This is a genomic window from Mitsuaria sp. 7, assembly GCF_001653795.1.
GTDB lineage: Bacteria > Pseudomonadota > Gammaproteobacteria > Burkholderiales > Burkholderiaceae_C > Roseateles.
Window position 1 is genome coordinate 428195 of the sequence record NZ_CP011514.1, and the last position, 23388, is coordinate 451582.

Here is a 23388-nt window from a genome sequence, read left to right on the forward strand (position 1 = left end):
CAAATGTTTCGGTAATGCCACTCTTTGCGGCAAATGCAAAGGCGGCGGCGCGGAGTAGAGAGTCGTACGACACGAGCAACCGGATACATTCGAGAAAAATAGTTCGCGACATGAAGCTGCACGCTCATGACGGGAGGGAGAGAACATGTACATCGAACAAGTCACGCTGAACAACTTCCGGTGCTTCGGCCCCCAAGGGGCAGCGTTATCGCTGGACGCTGCCCTCACTGCATTCGTGGGCGCAAATGGCAGCGGGAAGACCGCCGTCATGCAGGGCCTCCAACGGCTCTTCGGCATGACGAGTGAGCAGCGAAGACTTAGGCGGCGCGACTTTCATGTGCCAGCGAACGAAAAAGCTGTGCCGTTGCAGCGCGAGCTAAGCCTTGAGGCCATCTTGGTGTTCCCCGAACTGGACACCGGCACGGAGACGACGGCCGTGCCGGAGTTCTTCCAGCAGATGGCCGCTGATGACAAGGGCAAGCTAAAGGTGCGGCTGCGATTGGAGGCCACCTGGGTCGATGACGGCACCGTTGAAGGCGCCATCGAAGAAACCTACTTCGCGGTTCGGTCCCTGGGCGAGTACACGGCTGCAGATTGCGTCAACTTGAAGGGTGCGGACCGCTCGCGCATCCAATTGCTCTACATCCCTGCGACGCGCGATGGCGCATCGCAGGTGTCGGCGCTGCTGAAAGGGCGACTGTGGAAGGCCATCCAGTGGTCGGCGAAGGTAAAGACGGCCCTGGACGGCGCCGGCAAGACGCTGAACACCGTCTTTAGGGAAGAGCCGGCGGTGCTTCGCATTGAGGAGAAAGTGAAACAGCGCTGGCAGGCGCTTCATGACGCAGGCACGGATGCAGTTCCGGTGTTCCGTCCGGTGGATACACGCTGGCAAGAGTTCATTGGTCAGGTGGATGTCACCTTTCAGCCTGGTGATGACGGGCGCGACCGTGACATCAACGAACTCAGCGATGGGCAGAAGTCGCTGTTCCATCTGGCACTGACGGCCGCGACCCTGGACGCGGAGGCCGAGGCTGCGAGGGGAGATGCCGAACATGGCTTTGTCCCCGGCAGCGTTGCCATTCCGGCGCTGACGCTCATCGCGCTGGAGGAGCCTGAAAACACCCTCGCGCCTTTTTACCTGTCGCGCATCATTGCCCAGGTCGAGGAACTGGTCGGCGCATCCCAGGCGCAGGCGGTCGTCTCGAGCCACTCCGCGAGCATCTTGTCGCGCGTCAAGCCAGAGGCGGTTCGCCATTTCCGTCTTACGGAAGACAGGACGGCTCGCATCCGCGCCGTGGAGATGCCGGCGGACCAAGAAGAGGCATCCAAGTACCTGCGCGAGGCTGTGCGCAGTTATCCGGAGCTCTACTTCGCAAGGTTCGTCGTGCTAGGCGAGGGGGCCACAGAAGAGGTGGTTATCCCGCGGCTGTCGAAGGCCATGGGCGTCGAAATTGACCGCTCCTTCGTCGCCGTCGTTCCGCTGGGAGGGCGCCACGTGAATCACATGTGGAAGCTGCTCAATACACTGGATATCCCACACGCCACGCTCTTGGACCTGGATTGGGGCCGACAGGGTGGCGGGTGGGGACGAGTCAAGACAGCCATTACGCAGCTGATTGCTAATGGCACCCCTCCTACGGAGTTCTTCAAGGAAGTCGCAGTTGACGACCCACAAGCGGAACGCAATCTCGATAGGTTCGACAAGATGGTGGACAAGGGAGACATCGAGGTGTGGCTGGCGTTTCTGCAAGAACGCGGCGTGTTCTTCTCTGCTCCCCTGGACCTCGACTACTCGATGCTCCAAGCCTACTTCCCTGCGTACACCGTGCTGGAGGCTGAGATGGCTGGCCCTAGAGCTGGAACAAACGCTCGGGATGCAGTGCTGGGGGAGGGCGGAAATCACGCCGCGTATCCGGCAGACCAGGACGTCGCGCTTCTTTGGTACAGGTATCTCTTCCTTGGTCGAGGAAAGCCGAGCACCCATGTTCGCGCGCTGAGCAGGCTCTCAGATGAGCAGTTGAGGGCCTCTGCCCCGCAGTTCCTGAAGGACCTCATCGAAGTTGTGCGCAAGAGCCTCTGAGGTAGTCCCGATGGAATTTTATCGGAGAGTTGCGCCGGAGGACTGGAATCCGAGGGGCATCCCCGGTCTGGAGCCAGCGGCATGGACCGCGTTGCGCAGTACCGGAAACACGTCGGTCGTAGCGGGTCCAGGGGCCGGCAAGACCGAGTTCCTGGCTCAGCGGGCGGTGTATCTGCTTGAGACAAGCATCTGCCGGCCGCCGCATCGCATCCTTGCCATCTCGTTTAAGACAGACGCGGCCGCCAATCTCGCCAAGCGCGTACAGGAGCGGTGCCCGCCAGAGCTGGCCGGTCGCTTCTCATCCGTCACGTTCGATGCGTTGACGAAGAGCTTGGTCGACCGCTTCGCCAATGCCCTTCCTTCGGTTTGGCGGCCGACGAGGCCGTACGACATCCTGTTCCCAGACAAGGACTACCTGAAGGAGTTCCAACGCGGGGCAAGGGCAGTGGCTCGCGAGGAATGGCGCAACGAGATTGGCGGGCTGGACCTATTCAGGTTTGAAGCGGATGTCCTGGGGAACAGCAAGTTGCCGCTGGTCGCAGCGAAGCCCACGAACGCTCGCGAGCTGCTCTTGAACTACTGGTGGGCCATGTCGCTGAAGTATGCGAAGCCGTCGAAGCTCACCTTCTCGAGCCTGAACAGACTGGCCGAGCTGCTGTTGAGGAGCTCTCCCAACATCCTGGCAGCGCTGCGGTCGACGTACTCGTTCGTCTTCGTGGACGAGTTCCAAGACACGACGTTCGCTCAGTACGACTTCCTCAAGTCGGCCTTCATGGGCAGCTCTGCAAGCGTGACGGTGGTCGGCGACCACAAACAACGCATCATGCTGTGGGCCGGTGCTCGTTCGGATGCCTTCGAGCAGTTCGAGGCGGACTTTGGCGCACAGCGCGTGCCGCTGTTGTTCAACTTCCGCTCTTCGCCGGAACTGGTGCGCGTGCAGCACGTCGTTGCCACGGCGCTCGACGCTGGCGCCATTCCCACGCAATCCCAAGCCGCCGCAGAGTTGGCCAAAGACGTGGTGCAGGTTTGGTCGAGCTCCCATCGTCAAGGGGAGGCTGAGTACTTGGCGACGTGGGTCGCCATGGACCTGGCCGCCCGCAAGAAGCGGCCGCGTGACTACGCGCTGCTGGTTCGCCAGAAGGCTGAGGTCTTCGAGCGGGAGTTGCAGCCTGCGTTCGCCGCTGCCGGCCTGGCACTGCGCAATGAGAGCAAGGTGGTTGGCAAGGTTTCCATCCAGGACTTGCTGGTGGATGACATCGCCCAGGTCGTGCTGGCCCTCCTGCGTCTTGGCACTAAGGTGAAGGCGCCGGCGGCGTGGCAGTTGGCCTCATCGGCCGTGGAATTTCTCGCCGGTGTCGACTCGGCGGACACCCTCGGCACTCGCAGCGCCGAGGCTGCGCTGGAGGAGTTCTTGGCCGAGCTGCGAGCTCTCATGGATGCCGAGGAGCCTTCTGAGGCAGCTGCTGCTGCCGTGGTCGACAAGGTCTACGCATTCATGGACATGGAGCGCATCGTTCGCTCTCACGTTCGCTATCAGCGCAACGATATGGCCGAACTCATTCGGGAGGGGCTGACCATCCACCTGGCCGAGTGCGCTCATGCCGGTGGAAGTTGGGTCGACTGCCTGGACCTATATGAGGGAGCAGACCAGATTCCGCTTTTGACCGTGCACAAGAGCAAAGGACTCGAGTACGACACGATTGCCTTTATCGGGCTGGACGACAAGTCCTGGTGGAGCCACACACCTGGCAATCCCGAGGGGCTGGCAACCTTCTTCGTCGCGCTGTCTCGCGCCAAGCAGCGTGCCGTGTTCCTCTTCTGCAATGAGCGAGGTGCCCGGCAGAAGGTCGCCGACCTCTACCAACTCCTCACCGACGCCGGCGTCGTCGAGACAGTTGTTTGCTGACCGTGGAGTGCTGCGTCTCGTTCAGAAGGGCGTGTCGTCGTCCATGTCGTCGAAGCCACGGGACGGTACGGGGCGACCCTTGCCACCGTTCTCGTTGGGCGCGGGAGCGGCTCGCTCGCCGCGGCTCGCACCTTCCAAGCCAGCGCTGACCAACGCCTCCTCCAGAGCTTTCTCCACAGCGTCAATGCGCTGCTTGCAGACCTTGTAGGCGTCGACCGACTCGTTGACGATGTCCAACAAGTCGTCGATGTTGGGCTCCTCCTGGTTGCGCAGCGTCTCCGCATGGCGCTGAAGGACTTCGTAGGCATCGCGGAAAGTCTTTTCTTCCATCTTCTCTTCGGCGTCAGGCGCCGCCTTCCTGGGTTGTTTGATTGACGGTCTCGACGACTGCGCGCACCGTGCCGTCATGCAGGTCAACCTGTATGGCCGCACCAGGTTGGACTGTCTCTACGGAAGTCACTGCCTCGCCGCCTGAGGAGCGTACGACGGCGAAGCCGCGGCGCAAGGTTTTTTGGGGCCCCTGACCAGCAATCTCCCGGAAGAGGGCCTGGGACCGCTCTGCTGCGATGTCGACGCCTCTTGTGGAACGTTCGGCGGTCTCGCGCATGAGACGCTCTGCAGCTTGCCCTTGAGTGCGGGTGCTGGATGCAGCTTGCTCTAGAACGGCCGGTAGCAACGCGTCTACCTGGCGGCGGACATGTCCAATCTTGCCGGCAACGCCCGCGGTCTCCCGGATGGCGAGCTCGGTCTCTCGACGTGCGGTGCGAGCGGTCATCGCAGCTTGTTCGAGAACCGTGGGGAGGAGCGCATCCACCCTCCGGCGGACGTGTACAAGCCGCCCGACAGCCCCAGAAGTCTCGCGGATGGCGAGTTCGGTTTCCCGGCGTGCCGTGCGAGCGGTCAGCCGACTACGCTCTAGAACAAGTGGCAACAGGCCTTCGCTTCGTTCCTTCGCGAGGAGGACGGACGCTCGTGCTCTCGTGTCGATGTCGACCATGACAGCTGGAACAGCCTGGTGCGCGACCTGAACGAGCTGGCGGGCGTCCGACCGAACCGCAACGACGTTCTCCCTAACGGCACTGCGCGCATCGCGGAGCGTCGCTGCTGACGCGTGGCGGAGTGCCTCGAAGGCGGACTTGCTGTCAGCACGTGCCTGAGCAACCAAGGCCTTGGCGGCTTGCTCGACATCACGGCGCAGATGCAGAACGTCCGCGCCGGTCAGGGCGGCAGCGCGCCGGGTGAGGTTGAGGATGCGCTCGTTGAACGCGCGTGCCTCGCGAACTCGGGACCGCATTACTTCTTCGATGCCCAAAATGACCTTGGACGGGGTGTCGAACTTGCGGTGGGCGACTTCATCCAGCGAGGTGTCGTCGCGCTCGTGGCCAATGCCCGTGAGAACGGGCACTGGGCATTCGCAGATGCATCGCGCCAAAGCGTAGTCGTTGAGCCAGGCGAGGTCGCTGACGCTGCCGCCGCCTCTAAGGATGACAACGGCGTCCGGGAGCTCTGCGCCGGACCACGTGCGCAGGCCTACCCGAAGTGCCTCGGCAATCTCCGCGGCGGCACCTTCGCCTTGAAAACGGCTGTGGATGTAGCTGAACTCGCACGCTCCGTGTGCCTGAAGACGCTGCGCCTCCTTGGCGAAGTCTCCCAACCCTGCGGCGCGCTCAGGCGCGATGACTAGGACTGCCTTGAAATCCCAGGGGCTCGCGAGCGAGCGATTGCGGTCGAACAGCAGTTCTCTTTTCAGGCGCTCGCGGATGTCGCGGCGTCGAGCCTCAAGGTCGCCTAGTGTGTACGCCGGGTCGATGCCATCCACTTCCAGGCTGAACCCGTACTGCGACTTGAAGACAGGCTTGGCACGCAACAACACCTTGATGCCGGCTTCGAGGTCGGCACCGGTCACGCGTCTGAACTCCGAGAGCAGGGCTTCGGCCGACCGGGACCAGATTACCGCGCGTGCCTGCGCCAGAACATCGCCCGTGGACTGGTTTCGCTCGGACAACTCGAGGTAGACGTGGCCGACCTTGGTCGAACTGACTTTTAGGACCTCAGCCGTGGTCCAGACACCTTCACCGAAGGCCTTCGAAATCAAGTTCGCGACCCCGCCCAGGAGTCGCGACAGTGGGATGCCCTTGTTCGGCACGTCCACCTCACGCGACTCGGACTCCAGCGCAACCTGTGAGTGCGCAGGACTCGACTTCGGAGCCGCCGGCAGCCAAGCTGAGAACGGCGCTAAGTCCAACTCCGATGGTACGTACCACTTGCGAAGCTCAGAGTCCCAGCGTGCGCCGAGAGCCTTTACTTGAGCTCGTTCTTCGTACTTGCTGTTGAGGTAGGTGCGCTCACTCATGAGCAGCGATGGCTTTGCACGGGCAAAAGGTTGAAAGCGACGGGCGACGTTGTCGAGAGTAAGCAACAGAGTCGCTGGGGTCAAACGATGCGAGGAACGCTGTCAGGGAAGTCGCAGCCGCTTGTAGCCCAGGGACTGCGGCAGGTCCAAATCTGCAAAGTGTTCAAAGTAGGTCTTGCCGTCGTAGCCGGCAGGCTGGAAACCGGTGGCGTCGAGCCACGTCCTGACGCGCGCAATGGCAGACATGAACGCCGGCATCACATCAACGTAGACCCGGTCATCGGGGTACCGAGCTCTACGTCCTTCGCTCGCCATCTCATCGAACAGCAGCTCGGCGTCCCAAAGTGCTTTCATAGCGGTAGGGTTGCTGATTCGCGGCGCGCCGAGGCGGGCATAGAAGTCATGCAGCGGGTAGTAGAACCGCACGGTATGTCCAGCCTCTCCGGGCGTCGTGCTAGCAAGGAGGAACTCGGTCCCTGAAAGCAGGTGCATTCCATCATTCAAGCCGAGCCTGGCGTTCCAGCTTTGAAACAGCGAATGGTCTCGATGATGGAGCGCGTTGCGCAGCACGATGAGCAACGAGGTGTCCCCGTGGGCAAAGAATTCGAACCCTGGCAGGTCCTTGGTTACGTCATACAGCGAATGGAATTTTTCCAACTTCGCTTCCATGGCTCGGTCCATGTTGTTGACGGCCTCTTCCCTGTCCACTTGAAAGAGGTTGTCGAAGCGAAGCTTGCCCTCAACGTAGAGGCGCATGGCATTTGATAGGCCTTCCCAGGCAAATTGAACGGGTGTCATTGGTCGAAATCTTAGTGGGGAAGTCCCGTGCAGGGACGCCTCTGGTCCCCGTTAACGCATCTTGCCCGGGCCAGCGCCGGCACGCTTGACTTGACTACACCCGCCGCTTTTGCTTACGATTCTGCTGCGGCTCAACGGGCCGTGGGTGAGTTGCTCCCGTCAGTGCACACACCGGACAAGCATGTCCGGCACGGCAAAACCAGCAGCAGTATTCCGACCTTCCTCGACTTGGTATTGAGTCCCGGAAAGCCGAACAACGTGTGCCGTTCTTCGATGCGCTTTCCATGACGGAGCTCAATCCATGTCTACACCCACCTCGGGTTCGTCGGCCAGCCCGGCCGCATCTTCCTCCTCCACCTCTGGCTCGGCATCGCCCCTGAGCGATGAAGCGCGCGCCGGCACGCTCTGGACCTTCCTCCAGTCGCAGGCCCCCCGTTTCACGTTTGACGAAGCGCTGGAAGTCGTGCAATCGCTGCACGTTGACCCACGCGAGGACCACAAAACGCTGGCCAAGCGTCTGCGCAAGGCGCTGCAGGCACGCGGCATTGCCCTCAAACACGTCAACTCCTTGCACGCCGCGGCCCAGCTGACCGGCAGCACTAGCTGGCACACCGACAGCGAACCGCCGGTTCCCCGCCTGCAGTTCTACGTCTTCGACGGCGGCTATCAACTGCGCCATTCGGAGTTCGCCACCTGGAGCGAGCTGGCAGATGCGCTGCGTGACTGGGCCGACAAGCTGCGCGCCCGGGGCCAGTTGCCTCTCGGCGTGCTGACCATGAACTTCACCGGCCGCTCGCTCAACTTCTCGGTGCCCGTGCCCAAGGAAGGCGATGCCGCCGGCCGCAACGAGATGTGGCCCCTGGGCGGCGTTACGCCGATGCTGGAGGACGACATTGACTGGCTGGCCGATGCGCCGGCCGCGTTGGAGAAGCTGCGCCGTCATCTCGAAGAGACAGGCAAGGCCGTGCTGGATGGCTACGCAGCCCTCAAGCTCTGCGCCAACGCGTATCCCATCCCCGGTGACATCAACGCGGTCACCGCATCTGACGTCGTGAACTCCGAACTGGTGCTGGTGTTCGAGCCCGACGAGGACGACCCGCACAGCGGCTATGAAATCGCGCGCGGTGACGAGCTGACCTGCTGGCATCAACTGGAGCTGTCCCTGCGCGAGGACGGCACGAACCGCAAGCCCGACCAGGTCGACATCTACGTTCCCCGTGAGGGTGTGGGCGCCTGGCTGGTCAACGGCAAGCGCTACGTCTGGGCGGTCGAAACCCTCAAGCCAAACGGCTTCGTGCCCGGCCGCGTCCACCGCCAAATCGGCCCCCATGACTGCGAACGTCTGCTGCGCCGCTACAAGTTGGCCAAGCGCATCCACAGCGGCGGCTTCCGCCATCACGACTTCACCAAGCGCGTCGACTACTTGAGTGGCCCACCCGATACGTGGCGCGTCGACCTGCACCGCGTGCTGCACATGCTGGCAAAGGCCGACCTCACCTGGGACAGCTACATCGAGAAGTTCGGCGTCGAGCCGCGCGCCATGGAGAAGAACCTGCCGGTCGGCTTCGTGATGCAGATGCTGGAGGACCTGAAGGTCGACAACCCCAACCAGGCATTCGCCTGGCCAACGCTGGCCGAGATGGAGCTGGTCACTGACGACAAGCTCCTGTACAGCCTGCTGCCGCGCGTGGACGCCGTCCGCTACGCCAAGCCGAAGGACCTCGACCCCGAAACGACTACCGCCGTCACTGAGGCCATCGACCAGTTCGCCAGTGGCCTGAACTTGCAGAAGATGATTTCTGCCGGTGCGATGTCGATGGAGAACGAGCTGCCGTACCTCGTGTACGCCAGCGATGCGCAGGAACTCCGTGCGAGCGCAGACGCGCTCGGCCTGAAGATGTACGTGGCGGTGTCCCCGCATCTCATCCCGATGAACGGCCTGATGCCGGAGGTCCCTGGCGTGAAGACCTGGCCCTGGGCCTTCGGCCACGCGCTCATCGTGCGCTTCGAGCGCCAGGGAGATGCGCAATGACGCCCGCCGCCGAAAACCTGCGCATCCTGCTGGAGCGCCGCAATATCGACGGCTTCCTGGAAGCCTTCGAGAGCTACCGCCAGCAGCACACGGTGGAGCCCGTCGTCACCGCGCTGATGCAACGCGTCTTCCCGTCCCTGCTGCGCCAGGCGTTCCTGGAAGACCAGCTGCAGCCGGCCACGCTGGTGCGCCTCTACCGCATGGTGCGTTCCAGCCGTCTGGTGCTGGTCGAGGACGACCTGCTCGCAGGTATCAACCTGCGCATCAACGAGGCGATGCGCCAGGCTGAACCCGAGACGGCAACGCCGGTGCTGCCGCTGATGACGGGTGAGGACATCAAGGCCAAGGAAGTGCGCTGGTCTCCGCCTGGCGCAACCGACGGTCGCCGCGTGCCCGCCACCGAGATGAGGCGCGTGGCCATCGTCAGCGCCTTCTCGTTTGGCATGTGGTCTGCGGTGGACGCTTTCGACTTCCGCCGCAACGCCTGCGCGAGCCAGCAGGAGCGCGAGTTCCTGCGTGCCGTCCGCCAGTTCTTCCCGTCGCTGCAGGCCTACCCCAACATGCCGCTGAAGAACTTCATCGACATCGACAAGTTGGAGGCAACCGTCCCTGCGCGCGTCCGCAACTACGCCTGGGCCGCACAAGTCGATGTCCTCCTGTGCACAGCCGATGAAGACCCTGTGGCCGGCATCGAGCTGGACTCGGTTCACCACGACACCGAAGAAGCGGCGGAGCGCGACGAGCTGAAGAACCTGCTGTTCAAGCTCGCGGGTTTGCCGCTGGTCCGCATCCGCGCCGACGATGAGAAGGCCGTGCGTGCCGAGGACTTCTACGACCTGATGATGGCCGAGGCGAAGACGCTAGATGCCCTTCGACCGCGCCGGATGCGGCCACGCAGAACGCACGACTTCCTGGTGCCGGCCGAGTCGGCCACTCACACTGCGCCTGCTCGCGCTGTTCGGGGGTGAGCATGGACGAGTACATCGACGCGCCATTTGAAGCTGGCGACGCCGCCCTGCGGCCAGCCCGCCGTCGTGCCCAGGAACGCCCCCACCCCGGCGAGCCACTCTGGGTCGAGAAGCCGGAGGTCAAGGAGGTGCAAGAGATGGAGACCGGCCGGCACCTGCCGGTCTCTGCAGTCATCGGCACCGACTACGAGCGGCTGATTCAGCTGCGCATGACCGTCCGAAGCCAAATGCGCAAGGACGACCCGCTGTACCGATGCTCGCTGTGCAACGTGGCCGCGTACATCTGCCGCACCAAAGAGAACTTCAGGTTCTTCTTCAAGCATCAGCATGAAGATGGCAGCTGTCCGGCGCAGACGCGCGGCGCGCTCAGCCAGGATGAAATCAACGCGCGCAAGTACAACGGCGCCAAGGAGAGCAAGCTCCACCGCCGGATGAAGGACTGGGTCTGTCAGTGCCTGGCGGCCGACGGCCGCTTCGACGACATCGCTCAGGAACCGACCTGGAAGGGTCCGCTGACGGGCGAGCGCCGCCGGCCCGACGTCCGCGCGGTCTACAACGGCCTGCCCATCGCTTTTGAAATCCAGCTCTCGACCACGCACCTGGACGTCATCGCTGCACGGCGCGACTTTTATCAGCAGGAAGGCGGTCTTCTGGTCTGGCTGTTTGCCGAGTTCGACACTGAGCATCGGCGCATGACCGATGACGACGTGTTCTACAACAACAACCTGAACGCCTTCGTCGTGACCACGAAGACCGTCGAGTCCTCCCTGGAAGCCAGCGAGTTCAGGCTCGAATGCATCTGGGCGGCGCCAACCAAGGGTGGCGGCCATTCAGGCCTACACCGGCGCGTCGTGCCGTTCCACGAACTGACCCTCGACCCCACCGCTCAGCACGCGTACTACTTCGACTACGCCGGCGCGAAGCGCCAGCTCGAGGCCGATGTGGAAGCGGAGAAGCAGAAGCTGCGCGACGACTTCGAGGCTTGGATGGGCATCACCGGGTACCAGGGCAAGGACTCGTCCAGGGACTGGAACGAGTTCCGCCGCCGGTTTGCCCGCTTCGGCATTCACCTGCACCAGTACGACAACTACATCGACCGCGAAGTGCTGACGGACCTGTATTCAGCGAAGCACAACCGCCCTTGGGGACAGGGCCAGAAGCTCCTGGTTGAGGTTGCGCATCGCGTGGCCAACACCGAGAAAAACCATCTGAAGTGGTTCATGCACGCGGTGCGCCGCTACGGCCGCGAGGAGTCCATGAAGGCCGAAGGGAAGGAAGGGCACTGGCACAAGCGGTACCTGGAGCTCCGTGCCCAGTACGACGTGGACCCAACGCCGTTCGAGCCGAAGCGTGATGCGCAGGCCATGGTGGAGCTGCTGTTTCCGGAGCTGGTGCCGCTGCCCTAGCTCAGCTGCTGCGAATCTTGATGGTTTGCAGCGAGCGGAACAGCAACTGCCCCTCCCGGCGGTCAATCACGAACTTATCAGTGGAGTAGTCGGCATACATCTGCGCCACGTCTGGGTGGCCAAAGACCGCGGGGTCAAGCGGATGCTTTGCAAACGGGTTGTGGAAGACCGTCAAGCCATCCAACAGCGTCTCCGATGTGTCGGGTTTCGTCTCGACGACGTGATGCGGCAGATGGCTATTGGGGTTGTAGCGCACCGATTGGACAACCACCCGTTCGTTGGTAGCTAGTGGTGACATCGTCCTTACCTTGCCCCAGGTGGCGCAAGGGTTCCAGACAACGGCGCTGACTTCCGAGAACGCCGGACCCTGGAACATTCCCAGCTCAATCGGCGCGCCGTTGTCCTTTTTGACTGACGCTAGATGCTCGCCCTCGAGGGTGTCTTTCTCACCGGCGATGAACGCCTCTTCGTCGACGTAGTAGTTGTACAGAAGCGCCTCCATCGGTCGCGTGCTCAGCGCGAAAAATGCAGGACTGTCGAAGGCGGCTACGGCCAGCACGAAAGGCTTGTCTCGGACATGGGCGAGCGCGGAGTAGCCGTCCCGATACTTCTTCACCTTGGAGTGGAAACTGTTGGCGAGCCGCACCATCGCTCGTCGGTTGAGCTCGTTGAGGTCCCCAAGTAAGGCGATTGCCTCGTCGGTCTGGCCAGGCCCGAGCGGTTTTCCCCCAACTGGTTGCGCAGTAACCGCCTCGATGCAGAAGTCATGCGGGCTTGTCACGACGAAGTCCGGACGCGCATGGCGGTAGTCCACATCGAGCCGGAACTCCTTCAGCACCGCGTGGAGATACAGCTCCCAGAACGAAGAGTTGAAGGTCGTCTGGAACTCGTGAACAAACTTACCGTCACGGTCTTCAAATCCCGCACACCATTGCTGGAGAAGTTCCAGGTCGCCCGATGTCGCGCCGGCCTCGACGCGTCTGTAGATTTCGCAGAGCTGCTGCTCTGGAACTTTGCGCTCGAAGAGGTTCATTGTTCTCCCTGCTGTTCATGCGATACACCGTCTAGCGCAACCAAACGGTGCGCCTGCGCGATGGATGGGGGCGGCACGCGGCACCGCTCCCTCAGAGCACTAACGGGTCACAGCTCGGCCGCAACACGCTCGAAGAACCAGAGCGGCACCTCATGTTGCAGGGAGCCGTGCTTTTCAAGCAGCTTGACCTGCAGCTGCGGTGACGCAACATCGGCGAAGTCGAACACGTACCCATAGACCATGTCGTCGTGGCCCTCAATGGCGATGGGTTCGACATCCACCAGCTCTTCAGCTTCTTCCTGCGAAATGCCCAGTTCCTCGGCCAAGGCCTCGGCCAGCGGCACCTTCGCCGGCTCGTCTTCGCTGTCGCCGTCCCAGTTGTAGTCGAGTTGGGCCGTCTCCAGCCGGAACTCGGGCTCAGTGATGGCCACGCGACTCACCCGTTCGATGAAGAGCGAGCAGCGCACGGCAATCTTGTGCCCGGAGTACGGGCGCTCGATGTCTGGGCTCATCGCGATGTGACCTTCAATCTCCAGCTCAAAAACCTCGCCAGGCGGTGGCAACTCCGCCAGCGTCAGGTCCAGGGGCAGATAGATTTCAGCGACGCCGTCGTTGTTCGTGGCGTCCATCGCACTGCTGGTCTGGCCATGGTTGTAGGCGCGGTCATCGACAAGGTCACACAGCACGTCGGCCAGTGCGTCGTCGTGACGGTGCAAGGCCATCCCGGGCAGCTCAGCCTTGAACGCACCGCGAACCAGGTCAACGAGCGCTACGACCGAATGGGGTAGCGCCAGCTCTAAGGCGCGGTCCGCGAGCAGCGCCTCGTCGAGCACGGCATGCGCCGCGGCGTCGAGATGCTCGCTTTCCGCGCCCTCGGCAACCGCGGCCTGGTGCGCAGCGAGGGTGTTGTAGCCCAGCGCAGCGACAAGCTGCGACGCGTGACCATGCCTCAAGGGGTGGGAAGTGGTCTCGCTAGCCTTGCGAACGGCGTAGGCGAGAGAAGAGATACCAACTGGCATGCAAGCCTCCGGATGGGTTTCAGCACGGGGCACACCAGCGATTACTTGCCCCGCGCCCAGCGGAGATGCATGGGTTGGCGTGGAGAGGATGGGAACGGAAACCTGTCTGTTTGGAGCGGCTGGCTGCTCAGGCGGACGCCTTCACCAGAATTATTCCAGGGCCAGACCCGCGAAGCAAATCCGCGTCAGTGCAGACTAGAAGGGGCTGCGACCGGCCGGCGACCGATGCAAAACAACCCGTCGTGGTCCTTGGCTACGCGTCGTTATTGGCGCACGGACGGGAGTCGGCAACGGCCGGGTCCGGCAAGGCTAAGAATGAGAGCCTCCCTCGCCCAAACTGGCTCTGCGGCCTATGCTTCGCTCCCTTGGACGCTGTTCGAGGTTCCCTCATGGCCGTTTGGCAATTCGACGTGCAGCTCTTTCAGGTTTCGCTCGATGTCCCTCTTCCTTCTGGAACCAGGGGCGAAGCGTGGCGCTTACTGCCTGCTCGATTTGGTGCCAACGTCGCGCTCGTTGACGGTTGGATAGCCTTCGGTGACGAGGCGGGGAATCGGGTCGACCTGGTGGAGCTAGAGCACGACGAGTGCGAACTTCATGCGCGCTTTGATGCTCGCTCAAGCGACCTAGAAGATTTCGTTGCTAGGGTCTGCGAGCTCGCAATCCAGCTTGGCTGTCAGTTCTACTGCGATGAGCTGTCCGAAACCATCGCACCGGTGCCTGCGGCGTTGAAACATGCGCTTCAGCGCTCGGTCGCGTGGCGCTACGCCTTGGACCCTGGCTCGTTCCTCAGTGGCCTGTGATGAGCGAGCTGATGACGTTTGTGAACGACTCAGTCAGCGCTGGGGGTATCGAGGGCAGGGATGACCTTCGAAAGTTTGGCTGACGGGAACGCGCGTCGCACGGCGCTGTTCGCGCTGTTCAACGCTTCCTCCGCTGACGACGCACTACGGATGAACTGAAGTTCGAGGATGCCGGTGATTCCTGCTCCGACCAATGTATCGGAACAGCCGGTCTGTTCGAGGCGTGCCATCACAGCTTCTACGAGCACCTCGTGGTCATCCAGGAGATAGCGCAGCGTGAACTCGAACAGATGCTGGGTTGCTCCGTCCGAATGTGGAGACACCATAGCTCGGACCAGCTCATCGCTACCTGAGCCCTTAGGGTCAGCGCGCAGTTCTCCTTCACCCTTTGATGTCATCTCAATGCTCCAACTCTCCAGCCGCCAGCTCGTCATGAGACGGTGGCTGTTGAGCAGCCTCCTCGGTGCTTCCGTGTGCATCTAAAGCTCGCACCCGCTCCAGCAAGGCCCGGCGTGCCGGGTCGGCATTGATGAGCCTGCGCGCCTGGGAGATGGCGACGCGGTGTTCTGGCCGCCGGCGCGACCAGTCCGCCAGCAGTGCGCCGTGGCGCTCCGGGAAAACTGACCACCAGTTCACGATGGTCTGCGGGTCGTTCAGGTCGAGGAGCATCTCGCGGCCTCCGAAGTCGGATGCCTGAATATACTGTATGCGCATACAGTATTTCAACATGTTGGTCCGAGCCCTCTGTTTACGCCGCCTTGGGCGCAAGCGCTCCGCAGATGAGCTGCGCGCCGCCACGCCTCTATCTGGCCGCCTGCAGATGAACGCGAGCCACTATGCGGGACGAGATGGGCGGGGCAGCCACGTATGGCCTTCTGTTGCCGTTGTCTGGTGGGGTGGAGCCGCTGGTACAACTCTTCAGCGCGCAGCTAGTCCGCATCGAGCCTCGGAGAGTACTTATCGCTGGCGAGGAAGACTTCTGGAACCGTAAGCGCCAGTCGAGCTATCGGCAGGTGCTGTGGGCCTGGCCTACGCCGCCCGAGGTGCCTGAGGCTGCTCCGGAGAAGGGCGTTAGCAGCCCTGAAGTCAGACGCCTCCTGGATGCCCTCGACGCCATGGCGTGAGAGTCCCGGGACCAAACCGGGGTCTCGTCGCTAACGCCTTTAAGCCTTAGCCGCAGCGCGGCGTCGCTTTGCTTCCTTCTTGTACCGACGTTCAACGCGGTCGGCGAACTCCCCGAAGGTCAAGCCCAAGCCAACAGCGATTCGGTAGAGGACCGAAATGGTCGGCTGCTTCTTGCCGACTTCAAGCAAGGAGATGTACGGGCGACCGAGCTCGGTCTGGCCGGCCAAATCCTCCTGCGAGAACCCGAGCTCCTCCCGGCGGACTTTGATTTCCACCGCCAAAGCGTCAATAAGTTCCGGATTCGCACTCGCCCGCATCGTGGGCGCGAGTCTTGGGTATCCGTACACTAAAGACACGTGCCTATAGGTAGCAAAATTGATGCGTCTTCGCACGCGGCTCCAGAGCTTCCAGCAGGCACGGACTGCTCGAAAACTCTAGACCTAGGAATGCGAATGACCTCGTACCGGCCGCTCCTCGCTTGTGGCGTCTTTGCTCTCATCTCGCTCGTCGGCTGTGCCAGCAGGGCTCCAACTGCCCCGAGCCAGACGGCAGCGGTCACCGCGCAGACCTCCTTCGCGGACCTGCAGGGCATCTTCTTGGCGAAGTATCCGAAGGCTTCCCGCCTGGTCTCCGCGGACGGCTATCTGCCCAGGACTGCCCAGGAGTTCGAAGATGTCGCCGGCGCGAACGCGGTCGCGACGGACGACTTCATGCGGTGGTGCGAGCTGAAGGGAGGGGTGGCCTACCGCGAGGTCGCCCGTACCAGCGTCCCCGTCGAAGTTCGGGACCTCGCGAAGGCCGGTGAAGCCATCTTCCAGGTCCAGGCGCAGGTCTACCAATCGCAGGTCGATGTTCCGGCCTGTGTCATCGCTGTCCGCACTCACATTTTGTACAGCGCTCGCGCGTTCAATACGCCAGGCGGGCGAGTCTTCCGAGCAATCGCGTGGATGTCACCGGACGACTTGGCGACCTTTGGTCCTCGAGCACAGGCCACCATCGCCGAACGGCATCGAGGGGACTTCGAGAAGCGGCAGCAGGAGAGCGCGGCGGAGGAGGCCTCGCAGAAGCGGGCCGCAGCACAGCGTTCGGCGTTCCTTGAGCGTTCGCCCAAGGGTACTCAGGTGGCTTGCGATGCTCGACAGCGCAGCGGACAAAGTGTCAACGAGCTGACTTTCAACTGCAACGGGCTCTACGTTTTCTTCAACGACCTGCCAAAGAACGGCTGGCGCATCAACTCCCAGTCCTCGACGCCCGAAGCTGATTCGATTGGCATCATGGGTAATCGGGTCACGCTTCTGGTGGAGAAGCTGCGCTAGTACGACCTGCCCATCGAGAGTCAGCAACGAGGTGGGTACCGGGCCGATGCCCGGCTTGGCTTCAGCACGCATCGACCACAGCAGGCCCACGGATGTAGTGGCTCCGTTGTGAACGTAGTCAGGCCTGTGGATGCGGATGGGTGTGGGTCGGTGATAGAAGCGCAGGTCCGCCAGCGGATAGGGTGTGCAAGCGTCCTAGGTGTTAGGCGGTCGCGCTTCTTCCTCAACCCACCTACGTCACCGATGAACTTCCTCCAATTCGTCATCTCGGAGCTGATTACGACGGCTGGCGTCCTTCTAGTCGCTGGATTTCTGGCCAAGGAGCTGCTCTCACGAAGCCTCCAACGTCAGGCAGATGAGTTCAAGCAGAGCTTGCAAGACGCCAGCAAGGCCCAAGAACTTTCGCTTCAGTTCCAGCTTGGAAGACAAAGCGAGGAGTTCAAACAGCAGCTTCAGGTCGACGCAAAGACGCGGGAGCTAATGCTCAAGGCGCAAATCGACTTCCGAGAGCGCCAACTTGGCGAGCTCTACGGTCCAATCTACGCCTTGATTTGCCGATGGAACACGCTCTGGGAGCTGGAGAAATCCGGTCGACTGACCGACATTGAGTCCGAGACGCTGACGCTGTACGTGGCCTCCAACGACAGCATCGTCAATCTACTCCTGACCAAATCGCACCTCGTGGATGGAGAGCGAATCCCTGACTCCTCGACCAAATTCCTGACTCACGTAGCAATCTGGCATGCCTACATGAAGACGAAGCACAAGGGAGTTCCGTTCTCCGATGAGGAGCTTCCCCAGGCGTACTACCCGCAGGAGTTCTCTGATGAGATTGTCGCGACCACAGTGCGTCTAAAGCGCGAGCTGTATGAGCTTCATCGCCGCTACGGGGTCTTGGCTCAGAGCGTTCAGGCCGAGGATGTGGCCTGAAAGGGGCTGTGGGGTTGGCTTAAGCCATTGCCTGGCCTACGACGCAAGCCGGCTTCGTTGTCGCATCATGGGGCGCGCGGTCGAGAAGCTTCCTTCTTTGCGCGCTCAGCCAGCTCGAGGGCCCGCGCTCTCCTGCTGCCTGAGGCGCACGGACGCTTGTCGATGCGCCACTTGTCTATTCCTTTGAATTGGCCTGCATCCATCTGGACTATGGCGCGTGCGATGTTGTCGCGAAACCGCTTCAGGGGTGCCTGAGAGTCGTGAGCCTTTGCCTCAATCGCCGGTTGGACGTCGACGTCCTTCGATACCACAGACATGCCGTCAGTTTACGAACGCGGTATGAAACTCGCCGCAGTAGCTGTGCCGAGACATGTCGACGTCTGGAGGGACAACGATTCGAGTAAAGGCACGCGGGCCCAACGGACCTTGAGCCAGCGCCCGGCGAATCAGCTTTGCTTGATGAGAAGGTCGTCCTCAGTCTTGCCGGCTTCTAGAGCAGCCACGAACCAGCCTGGCCGCTTGCCAACGCCAGTCCAGGTTTGACCTTCTGCGCTTTGGTACTTGGGTAGGCCCGGGCCCTTCTTGCGGCCGCCGGCGGCACGTTTGACGGAAGCGCGCTTCGGCTTACTGTTCACTGCTACGCCAGAAGATTTGCTGATAAGAAGCTCGTCCGGGGTCTTGCCGGCCGCCAGAGCAGCCTTGAACCAGTCTGGCCGCTTTCCGAGTCCACTCCAGGTGCGGCCTTGACCGTCGCCAAATTTGGCCGACGCGTTAGAGCGGGTCCGATATGCCTTGCCTGTGGCAGGGGTTGCTCTACCCGTAGAAGGCACGTCGTCAAAGAGCTGTGCCGGTGTCAGCCGGTAGTGCTTAATCGCCTCCTTGATGCGGGCGATGACTCCAACAGCTTCTTTCTCGCGAACTGCTTGCGCTTGCGCTTCGAGCTTCGCAATTTGTGCTTGCAACTGCTCCAACGACTTGGCCATTTGGGGGCTCCTATGAGGCAAGGGAGGTCTTTGAACAGGCGGATTAAAGCATCCATTTACCCAAAAGAGTAAATTTCGCCCACCGTTTACCGAATGACCAAAGTGGCGGTGCGCTGACGAATGAACGTGCTGGCGGGCTCTGAAACTCACCTTCAGAAACAAGTCGGCCCTCAGTTCGCATGGAGCTGAGGGCCGACGAACAGGCAAGCGAGGAGCTTGACCAGACCATCTAGGGCAGCGCTTAGCGCGCTGGTGCTTAGGCCTGGTTTGCCTTGCTATCCACAAGCTGCTTCTGACGAAGCACGATGATTTGGATGACTGCGGGGATAGTCACGCGGTAAGCGGGGCTCGCCAGGTCAAAGGCAGTCCAAAGGCCGGTGATGACCCAGCCAACAGGGCCGACCAGGATGGCTGCTGTGCGGTTCATCATCCCCGCGGCGGCGAATCCGAGGCCTCTTCCGATGAGCGCCTTCAGAACTGCGTTGACCACGATGACCAGAATCTGGAAGGACTTGAAGCCGCCAGCCCTGAATACCGCGATGAAAGCCGCAATCGCTGCATCTTTGGTCAAAGACTGATAGTTCACTACACCGGCCTCTTGGGCCATCTCACGAACTTCCTCATCCGTCATCTTCTCGACCGAGTCCTGGATGATTTTCATCATCAGGTTCTGCTCGATGAGCTCAACATCGGAATCGCCGTTGTAGTTGACCTTCAGCTTGTCGCAAACATCGGTCAGAACTTCCTTGTAGAGGACCCCTTTGCCGCCGCGCAAGATGGTGGCGAAGGTGTTGGCGCCGTAGCTCTGTACTTCAGCCGCCACAAGCTCCCAGTACTTGGCGTGGTCAGGGTGGTGACGCTTGTACTCGACGGCGCCAGTCAATTCTTCCGTCAGCCGGGTGCTGCCGTCTTTGTCGTGGGTGAGCGTGGTGACCAATCCATCCAGGTCTTCCGAGCTGATTTTGGACAGGAACTCGAGGTCGGTGTCAAAGCGGTATGCCATGGTTTCTCTCCTGATGTGCGGATTAAGAGTTCTTCGAAGCTGCCTGAGCGCGTCGTTCGACGTACTTGGCGTATGCGATAGCGAGGATTGCCGTAGCTGCACCAGCTAGGTAGGCACTGAACACAGCTGCGAACGGGTCAATCGGTGAACGAACCATGTTTGTGTCACTCACTGGAAGGCGTCTGACCGTGTGCTTGGTCTCGACGATGGTTGGTTGCGAATGCGGTGGTCAGGAGCAAGGCGGCGAAGCGTTCTGCCGGCTGCATCTGGGTGATGGGAAGGAGTGATGAGCTCGTGAACACGCGACGCCTCGCATCGGTGTTCCTGGTCGAGAGTTCGGCTCCCATCTCGTTCTTCGACTCGTTGATGGTCTCCTCCGAGACTTGGTCTTCGATGCCAAGCGCGCGGGCTAGCTGAGCAGCCAGTAGAGCTTGGTCCTGCGTGGTGTCTGGAGCTGCGTGGGAGAACTTGATTTGCAACTCACCGACTCGAGCGTTTGAACTCCTCATCAGGCTGCCGTAGTGGACGACCACCTGAGCTAGGCGCGTCCAATCATCGGGACGCATCAAAAGGAAGGCTGGGGGTACCCCGAGAGCCTCAGCAACGCGACAAATCTGCTTGAGCTTCGGGTTGGCCTCCCCATCGCCACCGAGCATCTGCCCGGTGAGGGTCGCCCGGCTGACGCCGGAGGCTTCCACGAGGGAGCCTTGTGTGATGGAGGAGGGGTACCCGTTCTCGGGAATGCCGCCAACGCTCATCGCGTTGCGGACGTTCCGGACAAGCGCGTCCTGGGTCTCGGACAGTTCCATACGTTTTGGCTGCTGTATTGTCATCAGCGAGTTGTTGCGACGGAATGGACTCTATGGGTCAGGTCGTGAGGCCTGAGGGAGGCTGTCCAGCTAGCCGGACAGCCCTCCCGCACTCAGGGGGAATCGCGTGAAGGAATGCGCACAGTCCGCGGGGCGCAAGGCGGCGTTCGATTCTGTGCTTGCGAGGAGGGGCTCGCTCAGTCCTCGACGGTTCCGCGCACGTAGTAGATGGAATCGAGCATCGCCACGCGGAAGTCCCAGAGCCTGGCGGCCTCGGGCTTGGCTGGCCTGGCGGAGAACCACCATGGGCTGTTCCGGATAGGAACCACAATCCGCTGCCAGTAGTTCTCCAGGTTCAACCTCGTCCACGGCACATCAAGCGCGGCGCACAAGCCCTTGACGTTCTGCGAGTTGACGGCAACAAACTGGTCGGGGCGCTTCATGGCCAGCAGACGACTGGCGACGGGATATCCACCCTTGTGAGCCTTGCCTTCGAAAGCGGCGTTGAAGGTCTCAACGAAGGCGGCATATTGCTCGTCCGTGACGTCGCCAACCGAGGGGATGTGGTCCAAGGCATTTGAGAGCAGCTCAGGACTCTCATTGACGAGGTTCTGGAAGTCGCCGTGGCCGGACATGTTGCCAAACCATGCCCAGTTGATGTCCCCCTGCTTGCGTTCAACCCGCCCCAGCGTCGCAGCGATGCACCGCCGGTCATGACGCTCCATAGCGGAGAAATGCTTGTGCTCGGCGAAGAGCTCACTTGCCCGCTGCAGCAGCCGCATCCGGGCGCCGTTGTCTAGTCGCTCCTGCTCCTTGACGCGTTTGGAGAACTCTCGCCAGTCGAGGTCCAGGGGCGAGGGCTCGCTCGAATCCTTGGCCGGAGGGCTAAGTCGATGGAAGGTCTTCAGCTCCTCCCGCGCACGGCGCTTGGCGGCGTACTGACGTTCATAACCGAATAGGAAGGCTCGCTCGTCGATGGGTTCTCCGGCCTTCCAGCTCTGGTCGATGAATCCCCTTAGGTCGCGCAGAACGCTCGCTGAGCTGTCTCCCTCGAGGAGGATGCTGGCTTCAACGTTCGACTCGAAGGCTCCGCGGGTCATGTTGTGGCTGCCGACGATGGCTGCGAAGCCTCCTTCGCGCTCGAAGAGGTAGACCTTCGGATGGAAGAGCTTGGGCTCGTCTGGGGCAATGACCCTCGATTGCGGGAACTGCGCAAATTCGCGGAGTACGGCAGGGTCTGTGATGTACATGTGCGTGCCGATGATGGCGCGCTCGACCTTCCCGCACTTCAAGACGCATTCGGTGACGGCGTTCTTGGTAGCCCAAGCCACGGCAATCGAAACGCGGTCAGCCTGCTGCACAAGGCGGAGCGCCTCCTTTGCAGCTTCCTTGTCCGTGAGGACTCTTGTCTGCATTTATCCCTCCCAGGATTTGTTGTGCGTCAATAGTATTTCGAGCCTCGAACTCTGGGGAGGCGGGCGCTGCGATGAAGGCGAGAGCAGTGACTTCCTCCATACGGAAGCGCCGCTAGGGTGCGAGGAGCGCCGGATTGAGCGACCTGGCACGTAGGCGGATAGCTCAGGGAAGGAAGACCCGAATCGCAAGAGGCGGGCTGAATTGGTTCTCGACTCTTCTTCAACTTGCGCAACAGTGCTTCGGGGTCTCAGCCGCAGTGGGCACTTGGTTGTCTTCGGCGGGCGCTCGCCGTTCTGAGATGCCTGCCGCGCATGCCGACCATAGCCGCGAACCTGGCGCTGCGCCTTCTCATACATCTCTCTTCTCTACTTCTGGGGAGTGCCCAGTAGGCTAAGTCCCGCGTTTGTCCAAGCGCGACAGAGACTTGCATGGCGATGGCCCTTGGGTCGACGGGAGCCACAAACTAATGACTGGGGAGTCGTTGACTAAGGATTGGGGAGCTTTGGTCTAAGGCGCGGGGAGCCGCGGTCTAACCGGCCAAGCCGCGCCATGTCCGTAGCGCGAGGCGCGTGGGAGGGGGCGAAGTTGGGGCAAGCGAGCGCCGAGCCGCAATAAGCGGCGGTGGCTACACAGCTCACCAGGAACTTTCTGATGAGCTATGCGAATTCAAATTGATGGGAGTAGGGTGTTCACGGACCCGGGTTACGGCTTCACCACAACCTACGGCGAAGAGCTGCTGGACCGCTTTGAGCGCCACGGCTACGAACTGCACCTCTGGCGGGGGACCTGCCCAAACAACGTCTTCCTAGCAGATGCCCACGGAGGAAACGAGCTGGCCGTCAGTGGCAAAGACGTTCCACGAGGCTGGGCTGAAGCGTGTCCGGCAACCCTCATGGACTTTCTTCCGATTTCTCGCCGCAAGAAAATCCCGTTCATGGCCTCGGGGTCGTTCGGCCGCGACGGCGCACCCCGCGCGTTGCAGGAGACGTATGTCTTCTGCCCCGAGCGAGCCGTGCATAGCCGTACTCTGTGGGCGCAACGGCTAGCCGAGGTTCAGCAGTCTCGAGATATCGTGGAGGACAGATGTAGAAGGCGCGAACTGCTGGCGGGCCTAGGGGGGAGGGCGCTGGCGCTTCTGAAATCCATGAAGAGGCGGCATCAACAGCGCATCTATCCGTTCGAGGAGTTGTCTGCCGAGATTGAACTGCTCAGAGCTCGTGAGGCCGTCATCCCTGAGGTGAGCGGACGCCACTTCCAGTATCGACTCAACCGAGCGTTCGACGGATTTGAGTTCTGGCGCGCGCAGTCGATAACGTTTGACGTCGTGAACTGATTGTTGACCCCTCGTTCCGGCGAGGGGTCATCTTTTCGCCAGCTACGGTTTGGCGCGCATGATGACTAGCGGTCGTGC

21 protein-coding genes and 1 pseudogene are annotated in these 23388 nt (G+C 61.7%); 9 read left to right on the forward strand and 13 right to left on the reverse strand.

The features are described from left to right. Window positions 1–145: 145 nt before the first annotated feature. Both ABE85_RS01995 and ABE85_RS02000 read left to right on the forward strand, forming a co-directional pair. Window positions 146–2080: an ATP-dependent endonuclease gene (locus tag ABE85_RS01995; protein ID WP_067269620.1), complete on the forward strand. Its 1935-nt coding sequence runs from the start codon at window positions 146–148 to the stop codon at window positions 2078–2080. Between the two features lie 10 nt (window positions 2081–2090). After that, window positions 2091–3986: a UvrD-helicase domain-containing protein gene (locus ABE85_RS02000; RefSeq protein WP_067269622.1), complete on the forward strand. Its 1896-nt coding sequence runs from the start codon at window positions 2091–2093 to the stop codon at window positions 3984–3986. Between the two features lie 21 nt (window positions 3987–4007). On the opposite strand, the gene xseB is transcribed toward ABE85_RS02000, so the two are convergent. The 4 genes and pseudogenes from xseB to ABE85_RS02015 form a co-directional block, all read right to left on the reverse strand. After that, on the reverse strand, window positions 4008–4316 hold the full coding sequence (gene xseB, locus ABE85_RS26725; RefSeq protein ID WP_082938228.1) for an exodeoxyribonuclease VII small subunit: 309 nt from the start codon (window positions 4314–4316) through the stop codon (window positions 4008–4010). 13 nt (window positions 4317–4329) lie between these two features. Then, a complete protein-coding gene (gene xseA / locus ABE85_RS02010; protein ID WP_067269624.1) occupies window positions 4330–6138 on the reverse strand; it encodes an exodeoxyribonuclease VII large subunit in 1809 nt (602 codons plus the stop codon). A 72-nt stretch (window positions 6139–6210) separates the two neighbouring features. Beyond that, window positions 6211–6339 (reverse strand): annotated as a pseudogene (locus ABE85_RS28840) (DUF5710 domain-containing protein); the annotation flags it as partial. Window positions 6340–6441: 102 nt separating this feature from the next. Beyond that, a complete protein-coding gene (locus tag ABE85_RS02015) occupies window positions 6442–7137 on the reverse strand; it encodes a hypothetical protein (RefSeq protein WP_067269625.1) in 696 nt (231 codons plus the stop codon). Window positions 7138–7438: 301 nt separating this feature from the next. Between ABE85_RS02015 and ABE85_RS02020 the strand changes: the two genes are divergently transcribed. From ABE85_RS02020 to ABE85_RS02030, 3 genes are read left to right on the forward strand one after another with little or no spacing between them, the layout of a single operon-like run. Beyond that, window positions 7439–9169 (forward strand): hypothetical protein, encoded by a 1731-nt coding sequence (locus ABE85_RS02020; RefSeq protein ID WP_157521847.1) that lies wholly within the window; start codon window positions 7439–7441, stop codon window positions 9167–9169. Continuing rightward, window positions 9166–10137, forward strand: coding sequence for a DUF2726 domain-containing protein (locus ABE85_RS02025; protein WP_067269626.1), 972 nt, complete (start codon window positions 9166–9168; stop codon window positions 10135–10137). Before ABE85_RS02020 ends, ABE85_RS02025 begins: the two co-directional genes overlap by 4 nt. A gap of 2 nt (window positions 10138–10139) precedes the next feature. After that, a complete protein-coding gene (locus ABE85_RS02030) occupies window positions 10140–11543 on the forward strand; it encodes a DUF6035 family protein (RefSeq protein ID WP_157521849.1) in 1404 nt (467 codons plus the stop codon). Window position 11544: 1 nt separating this feature from the next. On the opposite strand, the gene ABE85_RS02035 is transcribed toward ABE85_RS02030, so the two are convergent. Continuing rightward, entirely contained in the window at window positions 11545–12576 is a 1032-nt protein-coding gene (locus tag ABE85_RS02035) for a hypothetical protein (RefSeq protein ID WP_067269630.1), read from the reverse strand. A 107-nt stretch (window positions 12577–12683) separates the two neighbouring features. After that, window positions 12684–13595: a hypothetical protein gene (locus tag ABE85_RS02040; RefSeq protein ID WP_067269632.1), complete on the reverse strand. Its 912-nt coding sequence runs from the start codon at window positions 13593–13595 to the stop codon at window positions 12684–12686. 389 nt (window positions 13596–13984) lie between these two features. Between ABE85_RS02040 and ABE85_RS02045 the strand changes: the two genes are divergently transcribed. Beyond that, a complete protein-coding gene (locus ABE85_RS02045) occupies window positions 13985–14395 on the forward strand; it encodes a hypothetical protein (RefSeq protein WP_067269636.1) in 411 nt (136 codons plus the stop codon). Between the two features lie 29 nt (window positions 14396–14424). On the opposite strand, the gene ABE85_RS02050 is transcribed toward ABE85_RS02045, so the two are convergent. The 3 genes from ABE85_RS02050 to ABE85_RS02065 form a co-directional block, all read right to left on the reverse strand. Beyond that, window positions 14425–14793, reverse strand: coding sequence for a hypothetical protein (locus ABE85_RS02050; RefSeq protein ID WP_082938231.1), 369 nt, complete (start codon window positions 14791–14793; stop codon window positions 14425–14427). A 1-nt stretch (window position 14794) separates the two neighbouring features. Further along, the gene (locus tag ABE85_RS02055) at window positions 14795–15064 is read right to left on the reverse strand and encodes a hypothetical protein (protein ID WP_157521851.1); all 270 of its coding nucleotides are present in this window, start codon (window positions 15062–15064) and stop codon (window positions 14795–14797) included. A 494-nt stretch (window positions 15065–15558) separates the two neighbouring features. Beyond that, on the reverse strand, window positions 15559–15795 hold the full coding sequence (locus ABE85_RS02065; protein WP_231993207.1) for a helix-turn-helix domain-containing protein: 237 nt from the start codon (window positions 15793–15795) through the stop codon (window positions 15559–15561). Window positions 15796–15972: 177 nt separating this feature from the next. Here ABE85_RS02065 and ABE85_RS02070 point away from each other — a divergent pair, with 177 nt between their 5' ends. Both ABE85_RS02070 and ABE85_RS02075 read left to right on the forward strand, forming a co-directional pair. Further along, the gene (locus ABE85_RS02070) at window positions 15973–16836 is read left to right on the forward strand and encodes a hypothetical protein (protein WP_067269645.1); all 864 of its coding nucleotides are present in this window, start codon (window positions 15973–15975) and stop codon (window positions 16834–16836) included. 243 nt (window positions 16837–17079) lie between these two features. Further along, window positions 17080–17766 carry a hypothetical protein gene (locus ABE85_RS02075; RefSeq protein WP_067269646.1) on the forward strand — a complete coding sequence of 229 codons (687 nt, stop codon included), beginning with the start codon at window positions 17080–17082 and terminating at the stop codon, window positions 17764–17766. A 446-nt stretch (window positions 17767–18212) separates the two neighbouring features. Here the strand turns inward: ABE85_RS02075 and ABE85_RS28200 are convergent, their stop codons facing one another. From ABE85_RS28200 to ABE85_RS02090, 4 genes are all read right to left on the reverse strand, one after another. After that, window positions 18213–18749 (reverse strand): H-NS family nucleoid-associated regulatory protein, encoded by a 537-nt coding sequence (locus tag ABE85_RS28200; protein ID WP_082938232.1) that lies wholly within the window; start codon window positions 18747–18749, stop codon window positions 18213–18215. A 256-nt stretch (window positions 18750–19005) separates the two neighbouring features. Further along, the gene (locus ABE85_RS02080) at window positions 19006–19752 is read right to left on the reverse strand and encodes a DUF3944 domain-containing protein (RefSeq protein WP_067269647.1); all 747 of its coding nucleotides are present in this window, start codon (window positions 19750–19752) and stop codon (window positions 19006–19008) included. 164 nt (window positions 19753–19916) lie between these two features. Then, window positions 19917–20561, reverse strand: a complete 645-nt coding sequence (locus ABE85_RS02085; RefSeq protein ID WP_067269648.1) for a helix-turn-helix domain-containing protein — start codon at window positions 20559–20561, stop codon at window positions 19917–19919. 197 nt (window positions 20562–20758) lie between these two features. Next, window positions 20759–21976 (reverse strand): phospholipase D family protein, encoded by a 1218-nt coding sequence (locus tag ABE85_RS02090; protein WP_067269649.1) that lies wholly within the window; start codon window positions 21974–21976, stop codon window positions 20759–20761. Window positions 21977–22662: 686 nt separating this feature from the next. Between ABE85_RS02090 and ABE85_RS02095 the strand changes: the two genes are divergently transcribed. Further along, window positions 22663–23310, forward strand: coding sequence for a hypothetical protein (locus ABE85_RS02095; protein WP_157521853.1), 648 nt, complete (start codon window positions 22663–22665; stop codon window positions 23308–23310). Window positions 23311–23388: the final 78 nt, after the last annotated feature.

Coding starts and splice junctions, on each gene's coding strand:
- ABE85_RS02080 (WP_067269647.1), bottom strand. CDS start 19,752: ATGGCATACCGCTTTGACACCGACCTCGAGTTCCTGTCCAAAATCAGC.
- ABE85_RS02015 (WP_067269625.1), bottom strand. CDS start 7,137: ATGACACCCGTTCAATTTGCCTGGGAAGGCCTATCAAATGCCATGCGC.
- ABE85_RS02030 (WP_157521849.1), top strand. CDS start 10,140: ATGGACGAGTACATCGACGCGCCATTTGAAGCTGGCGACGCCGCCCTG.
- ABE85_RS02070 (WP_067269645.1), top strand. CDS start 15,973: ATGACCTCGTACCGGCCGCTCCTCGCTTGTGGCGTCTTTGCTCTCATC.
- ABE85_RS02085 (WP_067269648.1), bottom strand. CDS start 20,561: ATGGAACTGTCCGAGACCCAGGACGCGCTTGTCCGGAACGTCCGCAAC.
- ABE85_RS02040 (WP_067269632.1), bottom strand. CDS start 13,595: ATGCCAGTTGGTATCTCTTCTCTCGCCTACGCCGTTCGCAAGGCTAGC.
- ABE85_RS02050 (WP_082938231.1), bottom strand. CDS start 14,793: ATGACATCAAAGGGTGAAGGAGAACTGCGCGCTGACCCTAAGGGCTCA.
- xseB (WP_082938228.1), bottom strand. CDS start 4,316: ATGGAAGAAAAGACTTTCCGCGATGCCTACGAAGTCCTTCAGCGCCAT.
- ABE85_RS02020 (WP_157521847.1), top strand. CDS start 7,439: ATGTCTACACCCACCTCGGGTTCGTCGGCCAGCCCGGCCGCATCTTCC.
- ABE85_RS02045 (WP_067269636.1), top strand. CDS start 13,985: ATGGCCGTTTGGCAATTCGACGTGCAGCTCTTTCAGGTTTCGCTCGAT.
- ABE85_RS28200 (WP_082938232.1), bottom strand. CDS start 18,749: ATGGCCAAGTCGTTGGAGCAGTTGCAAGCACAAATTGCGAAGCTCGAA.
- ABE85_RS02090 (WP_067269649.1), bottom strand. CDS start 21,976: ATGCAGACAAGAGTCCTCACGGACAAGGAAGCTGCAAAGGAGGCGCTC.
- ABE85_RS02035 (WP_067269630.1), bottom strand. CDS start 12,576: ATGAACCTCTTCGAGCGCAAAGTTCCAGAGCAGCAGCTCTGCGAAATC.
- ABE85_RS02000 (WP_067269622.1), top strand. CDS start 2,091: ATGGAATTTTATCGGAGAGTTGCGCCGGAGGACTGGAATCCGAGGGGC.
- ABE85_RS01995 (WP_067269620.1), top strand. CDS start 146: ATGTACATCGAACAAGTCACGCTGAACAACTTCCGGTGCTTCGGCCCC.
- ABE85_RS02055 (WP_157521851.1), bottom strand. CDS start 15,064: ATGCTCCTCGACCTGAACGACCCGCAGACCATCGTGAACTGGTGGTCA.
- ABE85_RS02075 (WP_067269646.1), top strand. CDS start 17,080: ATGAACTTCCTCCAATTCGTCATCTCGGAGCTGATTACGACGGCTGGC.
- ABE85_RS02025 (WP_067269626.1), top strand. CDS start 9,166: ATGACGCCCGCCGCCGAAAACCTGCGCATCCTGCTGGAGCGCCGCAAT.